20 protein-coding genes and 1 pseudogene are annotated in these 21,513 nt (G+C 43.3%); 17 read left to right on the top strand and 4 right to left on the bottom strand.

The genetic code is table 11. The annotated features are described in order from the left end of the window. Window positions 1-107 precede the first annotated feature (107 nt). From FE810_RS12090 to arsH, 4 genes are all read left to right on the top strand, one after another. The gene (locus FE810_RS12090; RefSeq protein ID WP_138320318.1) at window positions 108-1,523 is read left to right on the top strand and encodes a c-type cytochrome; all 1,416 of its coding nucleotides are present in this window, start codon (window positions 108-110) and stop codon (window positions 1,521-1,523) included. 121 nt (window positions 1,524-1,644) lie between these two features. Further along, window positions 1,645-3,126 (top strand): DUF7133 domain-containing protein, encoded by a 1,482-nt coding sequence (locus tag FE810_RS12095; protein WP_246037044.1) that lies wholly within the window; start codon window positions 1,645-1,647, stop codon window positions 3,124-3,126. Window positions 3,127-3,172: 46 nt separating this feature from the next. Further along, window positions 3,173-3,919 carry a hypothetical protein gene (locus tag FE810_RS12100; protein WP_138320319.1) on the top strand — a complete coding sequence of 249 codons (747 nt, stop codon included), beginning with the start codon at window positions 3,173-3,175 and terminating at the stop codon, window positions 3,917-3,919. A gap of 154 nt (window positions 3,920-4,073) precedes the next feature. Next, window positions 4,074-4,853, top strand: coding sequence for an arsenical resistance protein ArsH (arsH, locus tag FE810_RS12105; RefSeq protein WP_212744506.1), 780 nt, complete (start codon window positions 4,074-4,076; stop codon window positions 4,851-4,853). Window positions 4,854-4,975: 122 nt separating this feature from the next. Here the strand turns inward: arsH and FE810_RS17090 are convergent, their stop codons facing one another. After that, complete coding sequence (locus FE810_RS17090) at window positions 4,976-5,152, bottom strand: hypothetical protein (protein ID WP_171022347.1); 177 nt, start codon at window positions 5,150-5,152, stop codon at window positions 4,976-4,978. 297 nt (window positions 5,153-5,449) lie between these two features. Here FE810_RS17090 and FE810_RS12110 point away from each other — a divergent pair, with 297 nt between their 5' ends. Beyond that, window positions 5,450-6,088: a hypothetical protein gene (locus FE810_RS12110; RefSeq protein WP_138320320.1), complete on the top strand. Its 639-nt coding sequence runs from the start codon at window positions 5,450-5,452 to the stop codon at window positions 6,086-6,088. Between the two features lie 201 nt (window positions 6,089-6,289). Here the strand turns inward: FE810_RS12110 and FE810_RS12115 are convergent, their stop codons facing one another. Next, window positions 6,290-7,186: a hypothetical protein gene (locus tag FE810_RS12115; RefSeq protein ID WP_138320321.1), complete on the bottom strand. Its 897-nt coding sequence runs from the start codon at window positions 7,184-7,186 to the stop codon at window positions 6,290-6,292. Window positions 7,187-7,935: 749 nt separating this feature from the next. On the opposite strand from FE810_RS12115, the gene dusA reads away from it, so the two are divergent. The 8 genes from dusA to FE810_RS12150 all read left to right on the top strand — a co-directional run bounded on the left by dusA (window position 7,936) and on the right by FE810_RS12150 (window position 13,447). Continuing rightward, entirely contained in the window at window positions 7,936-8,925 is a 990-nt protein-coding gene (gene dusA / locus FE810_RS12120; protein ID WP_281278332.1) for a tRNA dihydrouridine(20/20a) synthase DusA, read from the top strand. Window positions 8,926-9,278: 353 nt separating this feature from the next. Continuing rightward, window positions 9,279-9,422 (top strand): hypothetical protein, encoded by a 144-nt coding sequence (locus FE810_RS17095; RefSeq protein ID WP_171022348.1) that lies wholly within the window; start codon window positions 9,279-9,281, stop codon window positions 9,420-9,422. Window positions 9,423-10,046: 624 nt separating this feature from the next. Then, entirely contained in the window at window positions 10,047-10,367 is a 321-nt protein-coding gene (locus tag FE810_RS12125) for a hypothetical protein (RefSeq protein ID WP_138320323.1), read from the top strand. Window positions 10,368-10,369: 2 nt separating this feature from the next. After that, a complete protein-coding gene (gene pspA, locus FE810_RS12130; protein WP_138320324.1) occupies window positions 10,370-11,032 on the top strand; it encodes a phage shock protein PspA in 663 nt (220 codons plus the stop codon). A 214-nt stretch (window positions 11,033-11,246) separates the two neighbouring features. Further along, window positions 11,247-11,459 (top strand): PspC domain-containing protein, encoded by a 213-nt coding sequence (locus tag FE810_RS12135; RefSeq protein ID WP_138320325.1) that lies wholly within the window; start codon window positions 11,247-11,249, stop codon window positions 11,457-11,459. Window positions 11,460-11,539: 80 nt separating this feature from the next. Beyond that, complete coding sequence (locus FE810_RS12140) at window positions 11,540-11,872, top strand: hypothetical protein (protein ID WP_138320326.1); 333 nt, start codon at window positions 11,540-11,542, stop codon at window positions 11,870-11,872. Between the two features lie 121 nt (window positions 11,873-11,993). Next, entirely contained in the window at window positions 11,994-12,431 is a 438-nt protein-coding gene (locus tag FE810_RS12145; protein WP_138320327.1) for a copper chaperone PCu(A)C, read from the top strand. Between the two features lie 23 nt (window positions 12,432-12,454). Further along, complete coding sequence (locus FE810_RS12150) at window positions 12,455-13,447, top strand: DUF2333 family protein (RefSeq protein WP_138320328.1); 993 nt, start codon at window positions 12,455-12,457, stop codon at window positions 13,445-13,447. A 3-nt stretch (window positions 13,448-13,450) separates the two neighbouring features. Here the strand turns inward: FE810_RS12150 and FE810_RS12155 are convergent, their stop codons facing one another. Continuing rightward, entirely contained in the window at window positions 13,451-14,467 is a 1,017-nt protein-coding gene (locus tag FE810_RS12155) for a LacI family DNA-binding transcriptional regulator (protein WP_138320329.1), read from the bottom strand. Window positions 14,468-14,611: 144 nt separating this feature from the next. On the opposite strand from FE810_RS12155, the gene FE810_RS12160 reads away from it, so the two are divergent. Together FE810_RS12160 and FE810_RS12165 are read left to right on the top strand one after the other, a co-directional pair. Beyond that, on the top strand, window positions 14,612-16,459 hold the full coding sequence (locus tag FE810_RS12160; protein ID WP_138320330.1) for a sodium:solute symporter family protein: 1,848 nt from the start codon (window positions 14,612-14,614) through the stop codon (window positions 16,457-16,459). Between the two features lie 21 nt (window positions 16,460-16,480). Then, window positions 16,481-19,069, top strand: coding sequence for a glycoside hydrolase family 3 C-terminal domain-containing protein (locus FE810_RS12165; RefSeq protein WP_138320331.1), 2,589 nt, complete (start codon window positions 16,481-16,483; stop codon window positions 19,067-19,069). Window positions 19,070-19,144: 75 nt separating this feature from the next. On the opposite strand, the gene efpL is transcribed toward FE810_RS12165, so the two are convergent. Then, window positions 19,145-19,717, bottom strand: a complete 573-nt coding sequence (gene efpL / locus FE810_RS12170) for an elongation factor P-like protein EfpL (protein ID WP_138320332.1) — start codon at window positions 19,715-19,717, stop codon at window positions 19,145-19,147. A 229-nt stretch (window positions 19,718-19,946) separates the two neighbouring features. On the opposite strand from efpL, the pseudogene FE810_RS12175 reads away from it, so the two are divergent. Further along, window positions 19,947-20,258: pseudogene (locus tag FE810_RS12175) on the top strand (SLC13 family permease); the annotation flags it as partial. A 387-nt stretch (window positions 20,259-20,645) separates the two neighbouring features. Next, window positions 20,646-21,509 (top strand): universal stress protein, encoded by an 864-nt coding sequence (locus tag FE810_RS12180; RefSeq protein ID WP_138320333.1) that lies wholly within the window; start codon window positions 20,646-20,648, stop codon window positions 21,507-21,509. The last annotated feature ends 4 nt before the right edge of the window (window positions 21,510-21,513 follow it).

Below are 21,513 nucleotides of genomic sequence, written 5' to 3' on the forward strand. Positions count from 1 at the left end.
ACGGCGTTAAATTACTTGTAAATTGTTGACAATTACCGGGCAGGTAGATAGTTTTTATCTAACATTATTAATTGCATAGGCAAGTTTGCCCGGGTTGTACAATCATCATGAATCGCCAAGGAAGCGCATTATACGGGGCTTTTACCCGAATGACTGCGGCTAGTTTATTTCTGTTCAGTGGCTTAACACTTGCCAATAATGTCGAAAACCAGCCTAAAAATGCACATCAGAATCAGTTACTAACAACCTTATCGCAAAACTCTGCGGTGACCGCGCAAGGGCAAACCTTATTTGAACAGGTTTGCGCTTCTTGCCATGGTAAAGACTTAAGCGGTGGTTCTGGCTTTAACTTAAAAGATGGTGAGTGGGTGCACGGCAGTCAGCCCTCTGAAATCCTTGCTAACATCGAGTCCGGTTTTATGAACGCCGGGATGCCAGGGTTTAAGGGCGTATTTAATTCTGAGCAACTGCAATCTATCGTTGCCTATATCCTCTCTCAGCGTCAGGGGTTTGATGGACTGACCTACAAACTTTATCAAATGCAAAGCAAGGATGATCGAACCATAAGTGATGACAAATTGGTGAAATCTGGAACTTTGCCTAAAAATCTCGCCGACTTTCGGTTGCCAGAAATTCAGCATTACATTATTGAATTTTCCGGAGATTTTTATACCAGTCGCGATGAAGATACGCGGATTTGGATAGAGTGGGGCGCAAAAGCGGATATCGATTTTGAGGTCGATGGCAAGCCCATTGCCCGAGATAACCGCTTTGGCGAATGGTTTCCAACCTGGGTCGTTGCAAGGGGTAAGCAGACACTCAAAATCACCTATCGTTCGGCGGACAGTAAACCCGGGCAACGCAATCTGGTATTGATTGCCACCAATGATGATATGAGCATTAAAAAGTTTGCACTATCCACCCGGGCTCAGAAAATCATGTTAAACAAAAAGTTTAATTTAAATGCTGAAGGGGAAACCCTGGTGCAGCGCATCAAAGTCACGAACTTGCCAGCCTATTCCATTTCTGTAGCCACCCCTCAACAGATCAACTATGCCTTTAACTCCCGTAGTTGCGATATTGTTGGCCTGTGGCAGGGAGAGTTTCTCAATATAGGTCCTAACATTGGCGGTCGCGGTGAAGATGCCAGTATTCCACTCGGCGATTGGGTGTTTCATTCGCCTAAGGCTCTTACGTTCGATACTCAGGAAAGCTGTCGCTTTATGGGGTATCAAATGCAACATGGCGAACCCGTGTTTCGCTATACACAGGGAAGTCATCAGGTACAGGTAAGTGCTAAGGCGGTTACATCAAAGCAACTGGATATTCATTATCAGGTGACAGGTACCGCTGGCGAAGAGTTAACGATTCGTCTGCCGAAATCGCGGAAATTAACGTGGAATGTACCGGGTACAAATACGCCTGAAACGAGTGACGAAAAAGATTACACAATGCAGCGCGTTAAGCTCAATGATAAAGGTTCTGCCAGTTTTCTGGTCAGCGCACAAATACATCCCATGTAAATAAAAAGCGTTAATTCAAAGAGCTAATTCAAAGAGCTAATTCAAAGCGCTAAGACTAAAAGCTAATTCAAAGCGCTAAAGCTAAAATCGATACCGATTAAATAATAAAAAAGACATCATTATGACCAGATATTTATCAACACCTCGTCCGCTTGCAATTATGCCCCTGGCACTGACGTTAGTCGCAACGTTAGCGGTATTTTCAGCAAACGCCGATCAGGCGCCAAAGCACCAATACAAACCAGATGGTTATCACATTGAAACCATCACCACCCCAAAAGATGTGCAGTTTCACATTACCGGCCTCGACAGTGATAAAAATGGCACCATTTATGTCGCTACCCGCCTTGGTGAAGTTTGGACCTATAAGAACGAAACCTGGAAACAGTTTGCCAGAGGTTTGCATGAACCTACTGGCCTATTGGTGGATGATGATGGTTCTATTGTGGTGGCGCAAAAGCCAGAATTAACGCGAATAACCGATACCGACAACGATGGTGTTGCCGACAGCTATCAGTTCTTCGCCGGTGAGTGGGATTTTCATGATAATTACCATGAATATAACTTTGGCCCAGCGAAAGACTTAGATGGTAATTACTACGGCACGTTAAATCTTTCTCATAACAATCCTGATGCTTTTACCTTAGGTGCCATGGGTAGTGCTGGCGGGCATCGCGGTTTCGCTTATCAGGTTAGCCCACAAGGTGAGTACTCACCCTACGCCTGGGGGCTTCGCTCTCCTGCAGGTATAGGCGCAAGCCCACAAGGGGAGGTGTTCTTTACCGACAATCAGGGCGATTGGGTTCCCACCTCAAAAATGCATTTATTGCGCAAGGGCAAGTTTTACGGCCACCCGGTATCGCTTATTGATATCGAGGGTTTTTCCCGCGACAGCGTCGCGAAAATGTCGCTCGAGGAACTGGCGGCAATGAGCGAAAAACCGGTGGTTTGGATCCCGCATATTGAAGTGTCTAACTCGCCGGGAAATCCGGAATGGGATCAATCACAAGGTAAGTTCGGACCATTTGCCGGGCAGATCTTTATCGGCGATCAAACTCAGTCGAATGTATTTCGGGTGTTGCTGGATAAGGTTAATGGTCAGTATCAGGGGGCGGTTATCAACTTTATGAATAAGTTTCAAAGTGGCAATATCCGCGCCGAATTTGATAGCCAGGGCCAGCTCTGGATCGGTCAGACAGCTGGCGGTTGGGGCGCTGTTGGTGGCAAGCCTTTTGGTCTGCAAAAAGTGGTGTGGGATGGCACCAATCCATTTGAGTTGCTTGATATCAAACTGAATGCTCAGGGTTTTACCCTGACTTTCACCGACAAGCTCGATAAAGGCTCGGTAACGCTTGCAAGCTTTACCGCTCAGCACTGGAACTATCATTATTCCAGCAATTATGGCTCGCCGAAAAAGAATCTCGAATCGCTAAATATCTCTAAAGTAACCCTAGCTGATGATGGTAAATCTATTGATGTTTTGTTGCCGTTAGCCGCCGACAGAGTAGTGCAGATAGACTTTACTGGCCTTCGCGATACAAAAGGCCGTCAGGTAAGTGTTGATAAGGTTTATTACACCTTGAATCAGTTGTCTGAGAAATAATGGATTGCTATGGTGAATTTTTCTGCTGAGTGTATTCTTGAATAAAATGAGTAAATACAAAGCACTGGATGTATTAGGCGGGCTCTCGTTCGCGTTATTTGTCCTATTTGGATTATTGGTAATTTATTTTCCGGATTTTATCTTTTCAGATGCTTCCTATTCACAGCGCATGCACGCATTAATTTCGAAAAATTTTCCAGAGAACTATTTTTCGATAATACACTACATATCAATAGCTCTAATCACTCTACTTTCACTTAGCTTAGGTGGACTGTTAGCTGGCAAAAAAGTGCCCAGTTTTATGGCCCAAATTAACAGAAGCTTTTTCAGGTTTAGCGCAGGCTTCGGATTAGTCTTGTTGGTTATGTTTGTTACTGGCTTTTTTTCACTTAACAAAAGTGAACTGGTTTATCTACTACCGCTGTTGTTGGTAAGTATTTACTATGCTGGGTTAGAGAAATACTCGAGTGGCAAGACCGGGATATTGGTGAATATAACCGGATTAATCCTTTATCTCATATTTGTCACTTTATTTTTGTTGGTTATGGAATCGTATTACTTTTTGGTCATAAACGTCGTGCAATCCAGCATCATCTTCGAAGAACTAGCGGTTGATCCTGAGTACATATTTCCGGGGGCTTTTGTTAACGAGCTGATGTATGAATACTATGGCACTAACATTGTACTTTTTGCGGGTATAGGCGGTGCGAGTTTTTTATTGGGGCGCTTGGGCTTACGGCTATTATTAAGTACTAGGCGTAGCTTAATGATGGCAAAACTTAAGCGCCAGTAAACATAGCATTTCTTAAATAGTCTAACTTTTTGGATATATTTTTGTCTGTTAATCAGGAAGAGTCTTGCGAATACAATAATTTATTAAAATAATTTCGTCTTTTTCAAATTACCTTCGTCTTATAAGCAAAATGTCCAGAAACCAGGAGAAAATTATGGACTATTTGCAAAACGAAACCTTTAACTTTACGCCTGAAGCAATGGCGACAAGTAACCACAAGCCACGCATACTCGTGCTTTATGGCTCACTACGAAAAAAATCTATGAGCCGGTATGCGGCCATCGAAGCCGGAAAAATGCTTGAGCATTTTGGCGCCGAGGTAAAGTTTTTTAACCCAAAAGACCTGCCTCTATTTGATAATGGCGAATCTGTGCAGCACCCGAAAGTGCAGGAACTTCGCGAGCTGGTGAAATGGTCAGAAGCTCAGGTTTGGTCATCGCCGGAAATCCACGGCAATATGTCTGGGGTAATGAAAAACCAGATTGACTGGATCCCGTTAAGCGATGGCGCGGTGCGCCCAACCCAAGGAAAAACTCTGGCGGTCATGCAGGTAAGTGGCGGTTCGCAGAGCTTTAATGCGGTGAATAATATGCGAATTCTAGGCCGTTGGATGCGAATGTTAACTATCCCTAATCAATCTTCAGTGGCCAAAGCTTGGCAGGAATTTAACGATGATGGTTCGATGAAAGCATCGGCATATCGAGAGCGTATTGTTGATGTGATGGAAGAGCTAATGAAGTTCACGCTATTAACACGTGACAACAAAGACATGCTGGTTGACCGCTACAGCGAGAGAAACACGCAAATGAAAGCGCGCATTGCAAAGCAGGTTGCTCAAGCCGATGTTATCGAATCGTCAAAAGCTAATACGTCAAAAGCTAAAACATCGTGCTGCAGTCCTGAGAAACTGGGAGTGAAAGCATCTTGCTGTTAAGCCAGGCCCACCGAAACCTAGCTCCAAAGCTTGCTTCAGTGGCTGGGTGTTCAGGACAAATGGGCGCAGCAGTTGCTTCGCTTCAAAACACAATAGAGCGTTTTCCTGAAGGTAGATGGCTATTAGTTATAGCCTAAGACAAAACACGGCTCTTCTTTCTCATCCCAGTGACGCTCATCCCGGTGACGCTCATCACGCTTTGGCGTTCGAGTTTTCAGCGTCTCCTGGCGGTGTTGGTTTCTCAACTCCTCAGTTTCTTCGGAGTCAGATGATACTTTATTAGCATTCGTTTCTTGCATAATACGCCCTCAAAAACAGCAGACCTAATTTTTAGTGTACTAAAACCTCAAAAAGTTGCTCGCCCTTTTCCAGACATTTATCCGCAATGTCGCCCATCTTGGTCAGTGGTATTAACCGCTAGCAGCTTGTTTTCTATTGATTGTTTTAATTGAATCAATACCTTAAAGGGGAGTGGATTGCTTAGTTTATTCTTCCAAAACTTGAAAAATTTATTTGTTTAAATTTGTATCCAAGCGTCCTGAGAGCTTTTTGGTATGGTTGAGTTTTAACTATATCTTTATATATCGGGAATTTATATGAAGGCACTTTCAATAATTGCTCTGTTTTTGTTTTCAATTGGGCAACTTGCTGCTAAGGAAGCTGATAACTGGTTTTCCTTAGGGGAAGAGGTAGAATTCGATAATGACTTAAGTATGTATTACTGTTCCAGATTAACGGTGAATTCAGATTTTATTGCTTGGGTTATCGATTTACGAATTATTGATGATCATTTAATTTTCAACACGTGTGAAGCCCAAAATAAGAAAGACCTTGAGACTGCTATCGAAAGCAAATATAAAAATAATAAGAAGCGCCAAGTTTCCGGGTGGGTTACGGACGATTGGTTTTATATTACGCAAGATAATATCATTCCCACCAAAGTCGACTTTCCAAAATTTGGCTATTTTTCAATTCCTTTTGTCTGTGGTTATGTGGCGTATTGGGGGACTGATAAAACCCATGAGAAAAATGATTGGTACGCCATGGTCATTGACTTTAAAAGTGGTAATTTAATTAAGGAAGCCAAGCTAGGACATTTTGGGTTAGAGACAGATTACAGGTGGATCCTGAAAGAACCCATATGGGATGATAGCTGTTCTTCAGTTACTTTCCTTGATTCAAGATACATTGAAGATAAGAAAATATCTTTGAAAAATAATCAAACGATGAATTAATTAGTTCAGTTCCGAAACTGTGTTAACTGGATCGAATAAAAGCTCAGCCAGATGGTTGAGCTTTTCGTTTCAAGGGGGTAGCAGTCAGGTTTCAATTGCGAAATTCAAGACCTGACCTACGATTTCTCTCAAAGAACTTTGCCGAAATCATATCGTGATGGGCGTTTAGGGAACAGGACGCCGAAGCGTCCTTTTTAATGGTTATCTGGTAAAGCTTCTATATCTGATTCCTAATACTGACAAAGCTAATATAATTAAACTTGTTGGCTCAGGCACATCGACCCGCGTGACGATTGGATCATATGCTGTGTCCAGATTTGGACCAAACATATATTGGTATGCAAATCTAACGACCTCCCCTTTTTTGATATCACCAAAGTCTACAGCAATACCTATGGCCTGATCGCCATAGCCTAACGCACCACCGTTCAAATAATCCTGTGGATCCTCAGACCATGGGTTTGTGGATGCTGTGTTGTGGTAATAATCACTGTTACTATAAAGGCCCATGATGCTGCCTGACCCCGGCCCAACCGCATAGACAAAATCTTCCGGTCGAGCATCTTCATAACCTCTTAGGTTAAACGTTTCAAAATAGCCATAACCACTAAAGTCCTGATCAGGGTCAATTGCTCGCAAGAACGATACGTTATTTAGGTCTTGTACCGCATAGATAAAAGTCTCAATAAAGATAGTCTGCAGGTTGTCATCGAAATAATATCTAAGTGAAAGCCAGAAATAATCTTCGTATATGGCGTCCCAGCCTGCGTAATTGCCGTATTCGGTCGGTGAATTGATGAAAAACAGATTGCCTTCGATATCATCATGCCCATGATTTCGGTTAACTAGCAATCCAGTCTGATTGGAGGAGATTGAAAATATTTCCCAGGAAGTGCCAGGACTTAATACATCATTGGTAAACGATTGTGTGCCAGTTGGATCATAAAGAATTCCCAATCCTTCATATCCCAGCGTACCGTCATCGGATACAGCGGTTTTAATGTAGTTTCCTTCCATAACAATTGCAGCTGCCATGCTTTTTGTAGTGACAAATGCCAAAACTACTATCACTGTACAAATTAGGGTTCGAATATTCATGTTGAATATTTCCTCATGGTTAACGTTACAGATCGTACAGCAGTGAACACTGAGCAAACGTCGTGCCATCATGGTAAGTGGTTGATTTAAGAAGGGTGTCGGATTCTGGGTTGATTAAACACTGACAGTGCTTTGTCGTAATGTGTTGTTATTAATGAACTAAACCTTCAATCTGATTTAATGGGTTCCAGTCCTGAACCGTGCATCTTGATAAAAGAAACTCTCCCAACTGGTTGTGGCTTTTAATGTCCAGAGGTTTCAGATCAAACGAGATTTTTGCAATTAAAATGAGAATCGATTTTTCGTGAATCAGGTCGCATTGCATTTTGGAGGCGGGCTACCGAGAAAAAGGGGCGATTTTATGATAGTGAAACTGATTGCTTTTTTATGCTGAGATTAAAAACACCAACTTTAACGATTCTAAAGATAAGGTTGGTAAAGTAACTCCATGTATAGCACTTGCTTTGCTACTAAATGCTCAACCGTTGTTTTTCTTTGTAGAGTCAAATATGGGCACTATCCGTCCGGATATTTTTGAGTTTGTTTAATACCAAACCACTATCATTATCGATAAGAGCCAAGGTGTTTTTCAGGCTTATGCCACAGGCGCATATTCGATGAAAGAAATTGCTCTTGTTTCTCTATTCATTAATCAGTCGCAATCAGTCGGACGATTGCGAAATTCAAGACCTGACCGCCGATTTTTTCTGCGTTATAATTGCAGCACTTTAGTTTTTGAGTAAATTTGTGTGAACGATAGACTTTCTGTGGCGCCAATGCTGGATTGGACTGATCGCCATTGTCGTTATTTCTACCGGGTAATGAGTAAACACACGGTGTTGTATACCGAAATGGTAACCACCGGGGCGATTCTGTTTGGCAAGGGCGACTACCTCGCTTTTAATGACGAAGAGCATCCTGTGGTGTTGCAGCTCGGTGGTAGCGATCCCAAAGCAATGACGGAATGCGCCAAAATTGCCGAGCAGCGCGGCTATGACGCAATCAACATCAATGTAGGTTGTCCGTCGGACAGGGTCCAAAACGGTCGTTTTGGCGCTTGTTTAATGGCAGAGCCTGAGCTGGTGGCGCAATGTGTCAGTGATATGCAGGCGGCGGTTTCGGTACCTGTTACGGTAAAATCTCGTATCGGTATTGACGATAAGGATAGCTACGAGTTTCTGCACAAGTTTATTGAAACCGTATCAGCAGCAGGTTGTGAACACTTTATTGTTCACGCCCGTAAAGCCTGGCTCAGTGGTTTAAGCCCAAAACAAAACCGTGAAGTTCCACCGTTGGATTATTCCCGTGTGTATCAAATTAAACAGGATTTTGAGCAGCTTAAAATATCCATTAATGGTGGTATCACCACGTATGAGCAATCGTTAGAGCATTTGCAACATATCGATGGAGTGATGATTGGCCGCGAGTTTTACCAAAACCCTTATTTGATGGCGAGTGCCGATCAGGTGATTTATGGTAAGAATACACCGATATTAACTCGCGAAGAGATTATCGATCACATGTGTCAGTATATTGATAAGCAGATAGCGCCTGCAGCACCAGGTCAGCACACCCCTCGGGTTTGGCATATCGTTCGTCATATGCTGGGCTTGTGTAATGGCTTACCTGGCGCCCGTAAATTCCGTCGTTATTTATCGGAAAACGCTGGTAAAGAAGGGGCTAATTCTCATGTGCTTCGTGAGGCATATGCCCTGACAGGTCAGCCGGATACCGAATAAGCGCTATCGCTTTCGTGAGCTTTTGTTAATAACGGGACACAATGGCTGTCCCGTATTTGTTTGTATATCTTCCTTGTCATTATCCCCAACCATACTGAATTCCTATTTACGGAAATTTTGACTTTCGATGCGGCAAAATGAACCGGATAGCCTTTTGGAACGTAAAGATTTCGAAAATTAATGGAAATAAATTTGCAGAAAACTGAACCTTTTTGTAATTTGCTGCGACTAAAGAGTAAATCCAAACCGGGACAGGTTTAAACGCGAATACGGAATGTACGGTTTTTTAAGCCGGATAAATTTGCAAAGTCACCAGGCTTGCGCTCTTCAACTTAGATTAGGACGAGGCTGATATGCCCAATTTAATGATATTTTTTGCTATTTTAATGCTGCCAGCGGCCTGTTTGTTAGGTAGTTCGATTATTGCTTCGTTACTGGAGCGTGAAAACGTAGAATCCGTTCATGAGTCGCAAATGCGCTCGGCCAAAAACACGTAACCTCTTAATCCCTCAATTCTAAAACTCAGAATATCGGTAAAGACCTGAAAATACCTTAAGCCTTCGTAAATCTGAGCTCTGATATCTAAAAAACTAATACATCAGAAGCAATACCTTAAAACTAATACCTTAAAATCAGGCTTGTAATGTATATCCGCTTTATTCTAATCAAAGGCCGGGTTCTTTCTTCTCTCAGCTTATAGTCTCTGCTTCTAGTTTCCGCTTCTAGTTTCCGCTTCTAGTTTCTGCTTTCTCTATCCATCTTAAATCTTCAGTTTTTTTCACCAACACATCAGCGCCCCTTTTTTGCCATTCATCAGCCTTGAGGATCGATTACCCGGTGTCTGGAGCGCTTCTCGGTTCTCTGGAACTACGAATTTTGGCACCTTTGGCAACAGCTAAATGCAATGTTGGTCAATTTCACCAACTCATTGGTTAAATATGCTAATAGATCTATCGATTCTTCTACGCCTCTTCCCATGATTAAAAATCACTCTTTAATATACCCCTTTGAAAACAGTCACTTAACAAAAAATAACAAATTGGCACAGCACTTGTAAGTACTTATACAAGATTAAGTCATTAATTAGCAAAACATACGAATCAGTATGGTAAGGGTTGAAAATGAACACGTTAAGCAAACAAATCGGTATCGCCTCTTTAGTACTAGTAACCAGTACTTTATTTACCACGGGTGCAAAGGCTGAGCAGTTAGTGTCTTTGCAAACGGCCCTGGACATGATGGTGGAAAATCAAGGTCGCATGGTTGCGAACCAACTCCACCAGCAAGTTAAAAACAGCATTGCTCAAGAAGTGCACAACTTCAAAATCGATGCACAGTATGTAACGGATAAAGGTGTACCAACCGTCACCATTCGTGAAATCAGCAACTTCGATAAAGACGATGCGGATTCAGATAAAACACAAGATAAATCAGGAGAATAAAAATGGGTACGTTTTCTCGTTTAACCGACATCATTAACGCCAACATCAACAGCTTGCTGGATAAGGCGGAAAACCCTGAAAAAATGATCCGTTTGATCATTCAGGAGATGGAAGAAACTTTGGTCGAGGTTCGCACCTCGGCCGCCAAGCAAATCGCTGAGAAGAAAACACTGACTCGTCAGTTGCGAACGCAAACTGAAAAAGCGGCGCAATGGCAGGAAAAAGCAGAGTTAGCGATTAATAAAGGTCGTGATGATCTGGCGCGCCAGGCATTGCTTGCCAAACAACAATGCCAACCGGTTATCGCTGATATTGAAGCGCAACTGGTGCAAGTAGAAAAGTTGCTGGAATCGATTCAAACCGATAGCAACCGTCTTCAGGAAAAGCTCAATGAAGCAAAACAACGCCAGGAAGCGAGTGTAAAGCGTCAGCAATCTGCAGAAGTGCGTTTAAAAGTGCGTGAAACCGTAAAGTTTGAGCAAATCGATGATGCCATTTTACGATTCGAAAAATTTCAGCAAAAAGTCGACGGTATAGAAGCTCAGGTTGAAGCATACGATTTGACCGAGGCGAAAACCCTGGAAAGTCAATTTCATGAGTTAGAGGCTGAAGAGTCGATAGAACAAGAATTGCAGGCAATGAAGAAGAAAGTTGCCAACGGATAGTTGGCAACCATAGGTTTTAGAAAGGGTTCAGTAATAATTCTTAACGAACTGAATTTGCTGAATGGATAAGGAGAAAGTCATGTTTCCGTTTTCAATAATGATGACACTATGGTTAGTGCCGGTAATCACCTTTTTTATCGGTGCTGGCGTATTTGGATTAAGTCGCTATTTCAGCGGTTAAGCTCGTCTAAACAGGCGCGTTAGCGGAGGATGTATGAGTAAAGTTAAATATAAAATTGAACGGTCAATTGCGAAAGATCAGGTTCATAAAAAATTGTGTGGTGTTTGTGCAGGCCTCGCTCGCCATTTTTCAATGCCACGCATCGTGGTGAGGGTGCTGGCGATTCTGGCACTGATTATGATGCCAACGGTTACTTTGGTCGCTTACGGTGTCGCAGCCTTAATCATGCCAAATCGTTACCTGTAAGCGCAGGCTAATACCTGCGCAATATCTGCGTAATACCTGCGCATTTCGTTGTTATTCACGGCGTATTCAAAGGAGTTATTATGTCATTCACTAAGTCTCTGTTTCTGGCCATCATTGCTACCTTGTTGCTAACCTACCTGTTTGGCAACACCATGTTTGCCTGGTTGGGTATGGATATTGTGATTGACGACCAAGCTGTTGAGCCGATAGAGGCCATTGCCATTGCTGCCCTGATTGGGGTGATATTTTTTATTGTAGGCCTAACCTTATTTATCAGCGTGTTTGGTACATTGATTCTGGTGCTTTTGGCCGCATTGACGGGATTAGCAGTTGTCGGGCTAAGCGTATTTTGGCCAATTTTATTGTTTGGCTTTGTTATTTGGTTGTTGTGCAGAGAACCGACAACCGAGTAACCACTGTTGCAATATAAGATAAACACAGCAACGACGAGCAAAAGCAACTTGCTGAGTATTGATAAATAAGAGATTATTGTTACTCACTAATAAAAAGCATGAGTCGTTGAGGTACTATTCCATGAAGAAAATCATTTCTCTAATCTGTTTACTGTTTTTGCTTCCGTCTGCATTTGCCCTGGACATTGAAGTAACCGATCCCTACATGCGTGAGCTTATTCCAGGCACCCAAGTCACCTCTGCGTATATGACGATAAAAAATTCTGGTGCTAAAGACATAACGTTTACCAGCGTGACTAGCGTCGTCAGCGAGAAAATTGAGATACATGAACACACCATGAAAGATGGCATGATGCAAATGGGGAAGCTAGATTCTATTATTATTAAGGCGGGCGAAGAAGTCACCTTGCAACCTCACGGATTGCATTTGATGGTTTTCAACCCGACCATGCCTGTGAAAGCGGGACAACAGGTTGATGTTGTATTGCATTTTGACAATGAGCAACAAACGACAGTGACAATGCCGGTTAAAGGTTTGAAACCTGCGCATAATCACTAGTTAATATCCCAAAGGAAATTATTATGGCTTTTTTTACGTCTTTTCGAACACTCGCCATCATCGGTGTTGTGATTGCGTTCCTGTTCTATCTGTTAGGAGTTTTCTGGAGCTTTGAACCGGATACCTTTAATGTCAAAGAAGTCGCAGTAAAAGAAGCACAGGCGAACAATGTCGATCCCGTTGTCGGCTACACCACAACCACAACCTTGATCAAGGTTGCGGAAAAACTCTGGGACAAACCCGGTGGTTATCTGGCAAATGATATTATGCCGCCCTCGGTGTTCCTTGATAACATCCCTGCCTGGGAATATGGCGCATTGGAAATGACGCGAGATTTGTCCTTAGCCATGCGTCAGTCATTTTCTCGTTCGCAATCGCAATCTTCGGAAAATAAATTTTTAAAAAGCGCGCAGCCAAAGTTTAATAATGATGCCCACAAATGGGCGTTTCCCAGCTCGGAAAGTATGTACAAAAAAGGCGTTCAGGATTTGTACAAGTTCCGCAACATTCTCGCCGATCCGGAGCAGCAAGGTGCACAATTTTATGCACGAGCAGACAATCTTCATGATTGGTTACGAGAAGTAGAAAAACGATTAGGCAGCTACTCACAGCGTTTGAGTGCCAGTGTTGGTCGTAGTCAGCTAAATACGGATCTCGCTGGTGATCGCAATGCTCGCCAGTCGACCCAAGGCAGTGCTGAATGGATGGTGAAAACCAGTTGGTGGAAAATTGACGATGAGTTTTATGAAGCCAGAGGTGCTTGCTGGGCATTACTGCACTTTTTAAAGGCGGTAGAGGTAGATTTTGCCGATGTTTTAAAAGATAAAAATGCCGGCGTAAGCTTACAGCAAATTATCCGCGAGCTAGAAGCGAGTCAGGCAACGGTATGGAGCCCGATGGTATTAAACGGTAGCGGTTTTGGATTGTCAGCAAACCATTCCCTGGTGATGGCGAACTATATTTCCCGCGCCAATGCGGCATTAATTGATTTACGAGAGTTATTAAGTAAAGGTTAAAGACTATTTAACCTTATGCTTGTCGCAGCTTTGACGAATGAGTAGCTGATGTTCAACGATAACGTCATTGTAATCGGGCTTATCACCATCAATCCATTGTAAGATATAACGAGCAGCCTGTTCCCCTAAGGAGCGTCCAGGCTGCATTATTGTTGTTAATGCGGGCTCATTGTACTCGCCAATTTGTAGTCCATCAAAGCCTATCACGGAAATATCTTCCGGTATGTTTAACCCCGCCTCTCTTATTGCCTTACAAGCCCCCATCGCCATTTCGTCATTAAAGCAGAAAATAGCGCTTGGTCTTTGTGATTCAGGTTTAGCGATGATCCGTAGTCCGTTTTCATAGCCACTGGCGAGCGAATAATCACCGCTATAAATTCGGGTATCAGGTAGGCTTAAGCTATGGTCGAGCAATGTATCGCAAAACCCTTTTAACCGTTCGTGGGTATTTTGATCATTTTTCAGACCTGTGATCACCGCAAACTCTGTGTGTTCTAACGCAATTAAGTGTCGGGCGATATCTGCTGCAGCATGAATATTGTCAATCCGTATTGTCGGATAGGGGGTGTTGGCACTGCCACCGGCGGAAACCAATGGAATTTTAGTGGAAGGTATAATCGAAAATTCTGGGTTAAATGTGGCGAGCTGAATGATGCCATCGGCCTGCTGTGTCTCTACCAGATTAATATAATTAAGCTCCCGCTCTGGACTGTCTTGCGTATCTCCTAGCAGCACATTGAAACCCGCCTGCTGAGCAACGGATTCTATCCCCCGAATTAATTGCGAAAAAAATAAATTTTCAATATTTGGGATTAGTACGATTAAGGTGTTGGATCGTTTGTAGCGAAAATTTTGGGACAGCAGGTTTGGTCGATAACCGAGTTCATTTACCGCTTTTTGGACTCGTTCCAAACTCTTCTTGCTAACGCGATCCGGTTGGCTTATCGCCCTGGATACGGTTGCTATTGATACCCCAAGATGTTTTGCAACATCTCGAATCGTGACGTTTTTCTCTTTCATATCCCTGTCAACATCGTTAATTAACTGCGTTTTAAATCGTCGATTGTAATTTAGCTTAAATCGTTATAGATTGTATGGTAACCGGTTACATTTTGCGTTTTAAACGTCAAAATGCAAGTTTTTTTGCTGAGCACTACGATAATAATGAATTTAACATCCCTCGATTTAGGCATCATTGCCTTGTATTTAATTGCCACCTTAGCGGTGGGTTTTTGGATCTCCAAACGCGCCTCGAAAAATATTGAAGGCTACTTTTTAGGGGGAAAATCCCTCCCCTGGTATTACCTGGGGTTATCCAACGCTTCCGGGATGTTTGATATCAGCGGTACGATGTGGCTGGTCTATCTATTGTTTATTTATGGCCTGAAAAGCATATATATTCCGTGGTTGTGGCCTACCTTTAACCAAATATTTTTAATGATATTTTTATCTGTCTGGCTGCGCCGCTCTGGGGTGATGACCGGCGCCGAGTGGATTACTTTTCGCTTTGGTGAGGGGAAGGGGGCCAAACTAAGTCATTTAATTGTCGTTATATTTGCGCTGTTTTCGGTGTTGGGTTTTCTTGCCTATGGCTTTGTCGGCATCGGCAAATTCGCTGCCGCGTTTTTACCCTGGCAACTTGCGGTCGATCCTCGTCATAATGAAATTGCCTACGGACTTATCTTTACCGCAATAACCACCGTCTATGTGGTTAAAGGCGGGATGTTCTCGGTTGTTATTACCGAAGTTTTACAGTTCTTTATTATGACCATTGCGAGTATTGCGATTGGTGTTATCGCGATGATGCAGGTTTCGCCAGAGATGCTGGCGGCCGTGACACCAGCTGGATGGTATGACCTTAGTTTTGGCTGGCAACTCGATATGGACTGGCGTGGCATTCTCGATTCTGCCAATCAACGCATCATCGATGATGGCTATTCATTATTCACCATTTTTATGATGTTGGTCTTGTTTAAAGGCATTTTGTCGAGCATGGCAGGACCTGCGCCAAACTATGATATGCAGCGCATACTTTCTGCGAGAACCCCTGTGGAAGCGGCGAAAATGAGTTGGTTTGTTAACGTTGTCTTGATTATCCCTCGTTATATGATGATCACCGGTCTTGCTGTTTTGGCTCTGGCGTTTTTCATTCCGGATTTAACCGCAATGGGCCCGGATGTGGACTTTGAACAAATTCTGCCGTTCGCATTGAGCAATTACATTCCGACAGGATTGCTCGGCGTCGTAGTCGCCGGTTTACTGGCCAGCTTTATGTCGACATTTGCCGCAACTACCAATGCCGCCCCTGCGTATGTGGTCAATGATATTTACAAAAAATACATGAATCCGAACGCGGACGATAAAACCTATGTCAAAGTCAGTTATTTGGTTTCGTTAATATTCGTAGTTATCGGCACGGCCATTGGTTTGTTTGTACCATCGCTAAATGAAATCATTATGTGGTTAGTGTCGGCGCTGTGGGGCGGTTACACCGCTGCGAACATGCTGAAGTGGTACTGGTGGCGATTCAATGGCTATGGTTATTTCTTCGGTATGTTAACCGGCCTGGTGACAACCATTCCTTTAGCGTTTGTTGACCTTTCTCCTTTAGAAGGTTTCCCAATACTATTTGTCACGTCGTTTATCGGGTGTATTGTTGCTACGTATTTAACGCCGGCTGAAGACATGCAAACGTTAATGAAATTTTATAAAAAAACCCGTCCATGGGGCTTCTGGCAACCGGTCATTGCTGAGATCCAAAGCAGCGAACCAGATTTTGAGCCAAACCGACAGTTTGTTCGCGACATTACCAACGTTGTCGTTGGCATTGTCTGGCACACATCATTAACCGCGACTGCGATATTTTTGGTGATTCAGTCATGGACCGAACTTTATATCGCTCTGGGTGTTGCCGTAGTGACATCCGCCTACTTAAAACGGATGTGGTGGGATAGACTTTCGGATGAAGATGAGCATGGCCCGCAAGGGCAAAAAGCATTAACAACAGATTAACGATTGGATTTAGGATTGATTATGAATAAGGTGAAATTACTGACGGCTACGGTAGCAATTACGCTTGCTTCTTGTAGCCCAGCGCCATCATCGGATGATAATAGTTCGGCATCTTCTAAAGGTGCGGACAATCTTGAGGCGATAACAAGCTACCCGAATAAACAGGCCAGACTCGCAGATGTTGAAAGCAACGTAGAAACGCTTTTGCAGCAATTAACCCTGGAAGAAAAGATCTCCCTGGTGCATGCCAGTGGTAAGTTTCATATTGATACTATCGAACGACTCGGGATCCCAGAATTGTGGTTATCTGATGGTCCCCATGGTGTTCGTCATCAAATCGAACGTTACAGTTGGGACTCGGCTGGCTGGGATGATGATCACTCAACGTATTTACCGCATTTAACCTCGGTTGCCGCAAGCTGGGATCCAACCATGGCGACCTTGCATGGTAATGTGCTCGGTGCAGAGGCCCGAGAGCGGGGCAAAGACATTATTTTAGGTCCGGGAATTAATCTGGCTCGCCTGCCTTTGTATGGTCGTAATTTTGAATATATGGGTGAAGACCCATTTTTGGCTGCCACTTTGGTTGTGCCAGAAGTGAAAGCCATTCAAAGCCATGATGTGGCGGCCAATGCCAAACACTATGCGCTCAATACTCAGGAGCTAAACCGTATTGGCGTCAATGCTAAACCGGATGAAAGAACGTTAAGGGAAGTGTATCTGCCGGCGTTTGAAGCTGCGGTTAAAGAAGGTGGCGTTTATTCCATCATGGGCGCGTACAACGAATTTCGTGGTACCAATGCTAACCAGTCGAAACATCTGGTGATGGATATTTTAAAAGGTGAGTGGGGCTTTGATGGAGTACTGTTAACCGACTGGAATGTCGATATTAATACCTATGATGCGGCTGTTAACGGCCTGGATTTGGAAATGGGTACCAACGTTGAAAATTACGACGATTACTTTCTGGCCAAGCCTTTTCAGAAAATGATTGAAGACGGCAAGATTGAAGAATCGGTTTTAGACGATAAAGTCCGTCGGGTCTTGCGATTGATGCAGCGTGTTGGCTTATTCGATGAAAATCGCATGGCGGGCAGTCGCAATACCAAAGAGCATCAGCAAGCCGCCAGAACCATTGGCGCGAATGGTGTGGTGCTGCTGAAAAACCAGGACAACATCCTGCCTCTTGATAAAAGTAGGCTGAAGAATGTTTTGGTACTTGGTCCCAATACCGATAAAAAACATGGCCAGGGTGGTGGCTCTTCAGAAGTTAAATCTTTGTACGAAGTAACACCGCTAGAAGGGCTGAAAAATGCGTTAGGGGAAGGTGTGAATATCCAGGTGATGCGAGCGCGCTCCAGTTCTTTAGCGCCAATAGCTGCCGATTACATTGCCAGTCGTCACTGGACCGGAACACCAGCGTGGACGGTTGCGTATTATAAGGATGCAGAACGAAATGAGCTGGTTAGCGAAAACTGGATTGTTAACTCTGAATACAAAGCGACAAATGCTGAGCAGACTTATGTGACCATGAAGGCTCAGGTTAAGCCTTTACAGTCCGGGATACATACCTTGAACCTGGAAGTTGCTGGCGATATCGATATTGCTATCAATGGTGATTCCGTGATTACTGAGTCAACAGGCGCCGATAAACAGAGTTTTACCGCTGAGGCGGAGCTAACCGCCGGCACGGAATACGAATTCACCATCAACTACAGTGGTAGTGGCGAATATGTGCTTGGTTGGGATGCGCCGGGTAGCTTGTTTGCGTCGGAAGAGGAATATCTTGCCGCGGCGAAAAATGCCGATGCGGTAATTTATTTCGGTGGTTTGAGCCATGGCGATGATCGCGAAGCGATAGACCGTCCCGATATGAAATTACCTAATTCCCAGGATGAAATCATCAGTAAGTTGTTATCCGCAAACCCGGATACGTTAGTATTTTTAGTTGCAGGTTCTGCCGTTGAAATGCCATGGGAGCAGGACGCCAAAGCGATTGTATGGGGCTGGTACGGCGGGCAAGAGGCCGGTAATGCCTTTGCCGATGTGTTATTTGGTGATGTAAACCCCGGCGGCAAGATGCCAATGACCCTCCCGAAACGTCTTGAAGATTCTCCAGCGATTGCTTTGGATGATTACAATAAAGTTGAATCGCTATACAAAGAAGGCGTATTTATCGGTCACCGTTGGTTTGAACAGCAAAACATAGAGCCCTTATTCGCCTTTGGTCATGGCTTATCCTACACGGATTTTAAGCTCAGTGATTTACGCCTGCCATCGGATACGTTTGCCGGTGAAGGCAGTTTTAAAGTTAAGGTAAATGTTCAAAATACCGGAGACCGCGTCGGTGCGGAAGTGGTGCAGTTATATTTGCATGATGTTCATTCGACGGTTAAGCGCCCGTATAAAGAATTAAAAGGCTTTACAAAAGTCTTCTTAGAGCCTGGTGAAAGTCAGGATGTGGTTATCGAGATTGATAAACGCGATATGTCATTCTGGGATGAAAAAACAAATAACTGGCTAGCAGAACCCGGCGAATTTAAGGTTCTTATCGGCAATTCGAGTGACAATGTAGGCCTGAGTAAATCGTTTAGTTATGTGGCTAAATAGCCGTCATATAAAGACATAAAACAAAAAAAGCTAGCTAAGGTAGACCTGAGCTAGCTTTTTTATTAGGGAATAAAACTATTTGTCGCCACGACCCATAAATTTGCGCTCTTCGGTGTTCACTTTGATCATATCGCCAGAAGAAATATGCTCTGGAACCTGGATCGTAAGACCTGTTGACAGCGTTGCCGGTTTGTTGCGCGATGTTGCTGACGCACCTTTTATCGATGGTTCGGTTTCAGTCACCTCAAGTTCAACACTTGCAGGTAAATCAATTCCGACCGGATTTTCATCAACAATAATGGCATAGATACCTTGAGTACTTTCAGTGATAAATGGCACCTGATCACTGATGTTTTCTTTGTTGATGTTATACGGCGTGTAGTCTTCGTCATCCATAAACACGTATTCATCACCATCAACATAGGAATATGTTGCTGGTCGACGTACTAAATCCGCAAAATTCAGCATTTCTGAATCTTTAAAGGTTTCGTCAATTTTGTGACCTGTAACCACATTGTACATACGCATGCGGTACAAGCTTCCGCCCGCACGCCCTTGGGGCACCGAACGCTCGATATCTTTAATAATGTAAACGCCATCATTAAATTCGATCGCGGCATTTTTCTTAATTTCACTTGCCTTTGGCATAACTAAAACTCTTTGTTGAAAACGTTAGGGGAAAGATAGCAAAGTTCTTAGGGTACTCTCAAGTCTGCAGTACCACGATGCCTATACAAAGGTTACAGTTAACTCAACAAAAATGAGGGTTTTTCACGCCAATTGAAGTGGAAATGTTGCCTTGATTGTTCCCGTGGCCGGGTTAATTTTAAATAATTAACCTTTATTACCAAAGAGTGCATGCACTCTTTGTTCGAATACTGCCGTTACAGTTATCGGAACGCTAATCGCGATTTCGGTTGCCCAGCAGTTGAGAGCCTCACCGGAGCCGTTTGTTCTTGCGCTGTTATTTGGCGCCAACCTCAGTTATGCAACGCCTGTGGCGTATAAAACTAACTTATTGGTTATGAATGCAGGTCGTTATTCGTTTAGTGATTTTGTCAGAGTTGGTGTGCCTTTAATCATTTTGATGTGGGTGGTAGTGTCGTTAGCCTTAAGTTGGGTTTGTTTGATGGTAATCCGCTATTTAAACACTGCCATCATTTTTAATGAGATGAGATTGCACGTCTAAATATTAGAACTTTATCGTTTACCGTAACCGATAATGATTATGGTCCTGTAGGAACACAATTCCCTTGTGCAATGGAAATCACTATGTCACTACAACGCCCTGAAGACAGTCAAATTCAAGTTCAACGCGGCGGCTCACTAACATATACGCCAGCTTATCAACTCAAAATGTGTGCTATTGCAGGGCTATTCACATTCATTTACATTTCTTTGTTTTTAGCTAGGGATTAGGGGAAACCTCTTTGTTCGCGGACTAAATATGTTAATGTTATTCATAACGTTAACATGCATGCAGGCCTATTGCCCTGCTTGTAAAGCATGCAGCTGTCTTGACGAGGTAATATTTACTCTATAGATTAATTGTTGTTTTGAATTTTGCAGGATAGCTATGCCTAAATCGATTTTAGTGATCACCGATCTTAATGAAACTAATAATTGCTCGTTAAAGAAAGCTCGTGATATTGCAGGTCCATTAGGGACTGAAATCGATGTGGTACGTTTTATCAAAATCACTGCTACTGAACAACACGATGAAGTCAGTGTAGATAAGCAAAGCAAAATTTTAGCAGATTCTGTAACGGAAGTTTTTGCTAACCATCAACCACAAGGCTCAATTAAAAGTCAGGTTGTGGTAACCGACGACATTGTTAATTGGGTTGTCGATTACACCAATGAAAAAGATTTCGACTTAGTTGTGAAGGCAGGCCATCGTTCAGAAACGTTATTTCATACGCCTTGCGACTGGGCGTTGATTCGTAGCTTGCAGGTACCTGTGCTTATTGCCAGTCAACAAGGTTGGCGTAAGAAGCATGTGATTCTTGCGGCTATCGACCCTGCGGCAAAAGATGACGTTCATCGCGAATTAAATCATGCTATTCTGGAATGGACAAAAAAATGGGGGCAGAAATTTGATTGCTCCATACATCTGGTATATAGCTTACCAGTTTCTAATATTTTAAGGGAATTGGACATTATTGATGTTCAGGAGTATGCACGGGAGCACCGCATTGAAGGGGAAGAGCAACTCACTGAATTACTTAATGGGTATGACATTCCCGATGTAAAACTGCACGTTACAGCAGGGGCTCCAGAGAGAGCGATTCCTCATTGTGCCAATGAGCTAAAAGCGGAACTGGTCATTATGGGGAGTTTGGGTAGGCGAGGATTACAAGGCATGTTGATAGGCAATGTCGCTGAGAAAGTGATACACCATTTACGCACTGATTCTTTGATCATCGCAAGTAACAAGTAACAAG

This window comes from Thalassotalea litorea, from assembly GCF_005843925.1.
Classification (GTDB): domain Bacteria; phylum Pseudomonadota; class Gammaproteobacteria; order Enterobacterales; family Alteromonadaceae; genus Thalassotalea_A; species Thalassotalea_A litorea_A.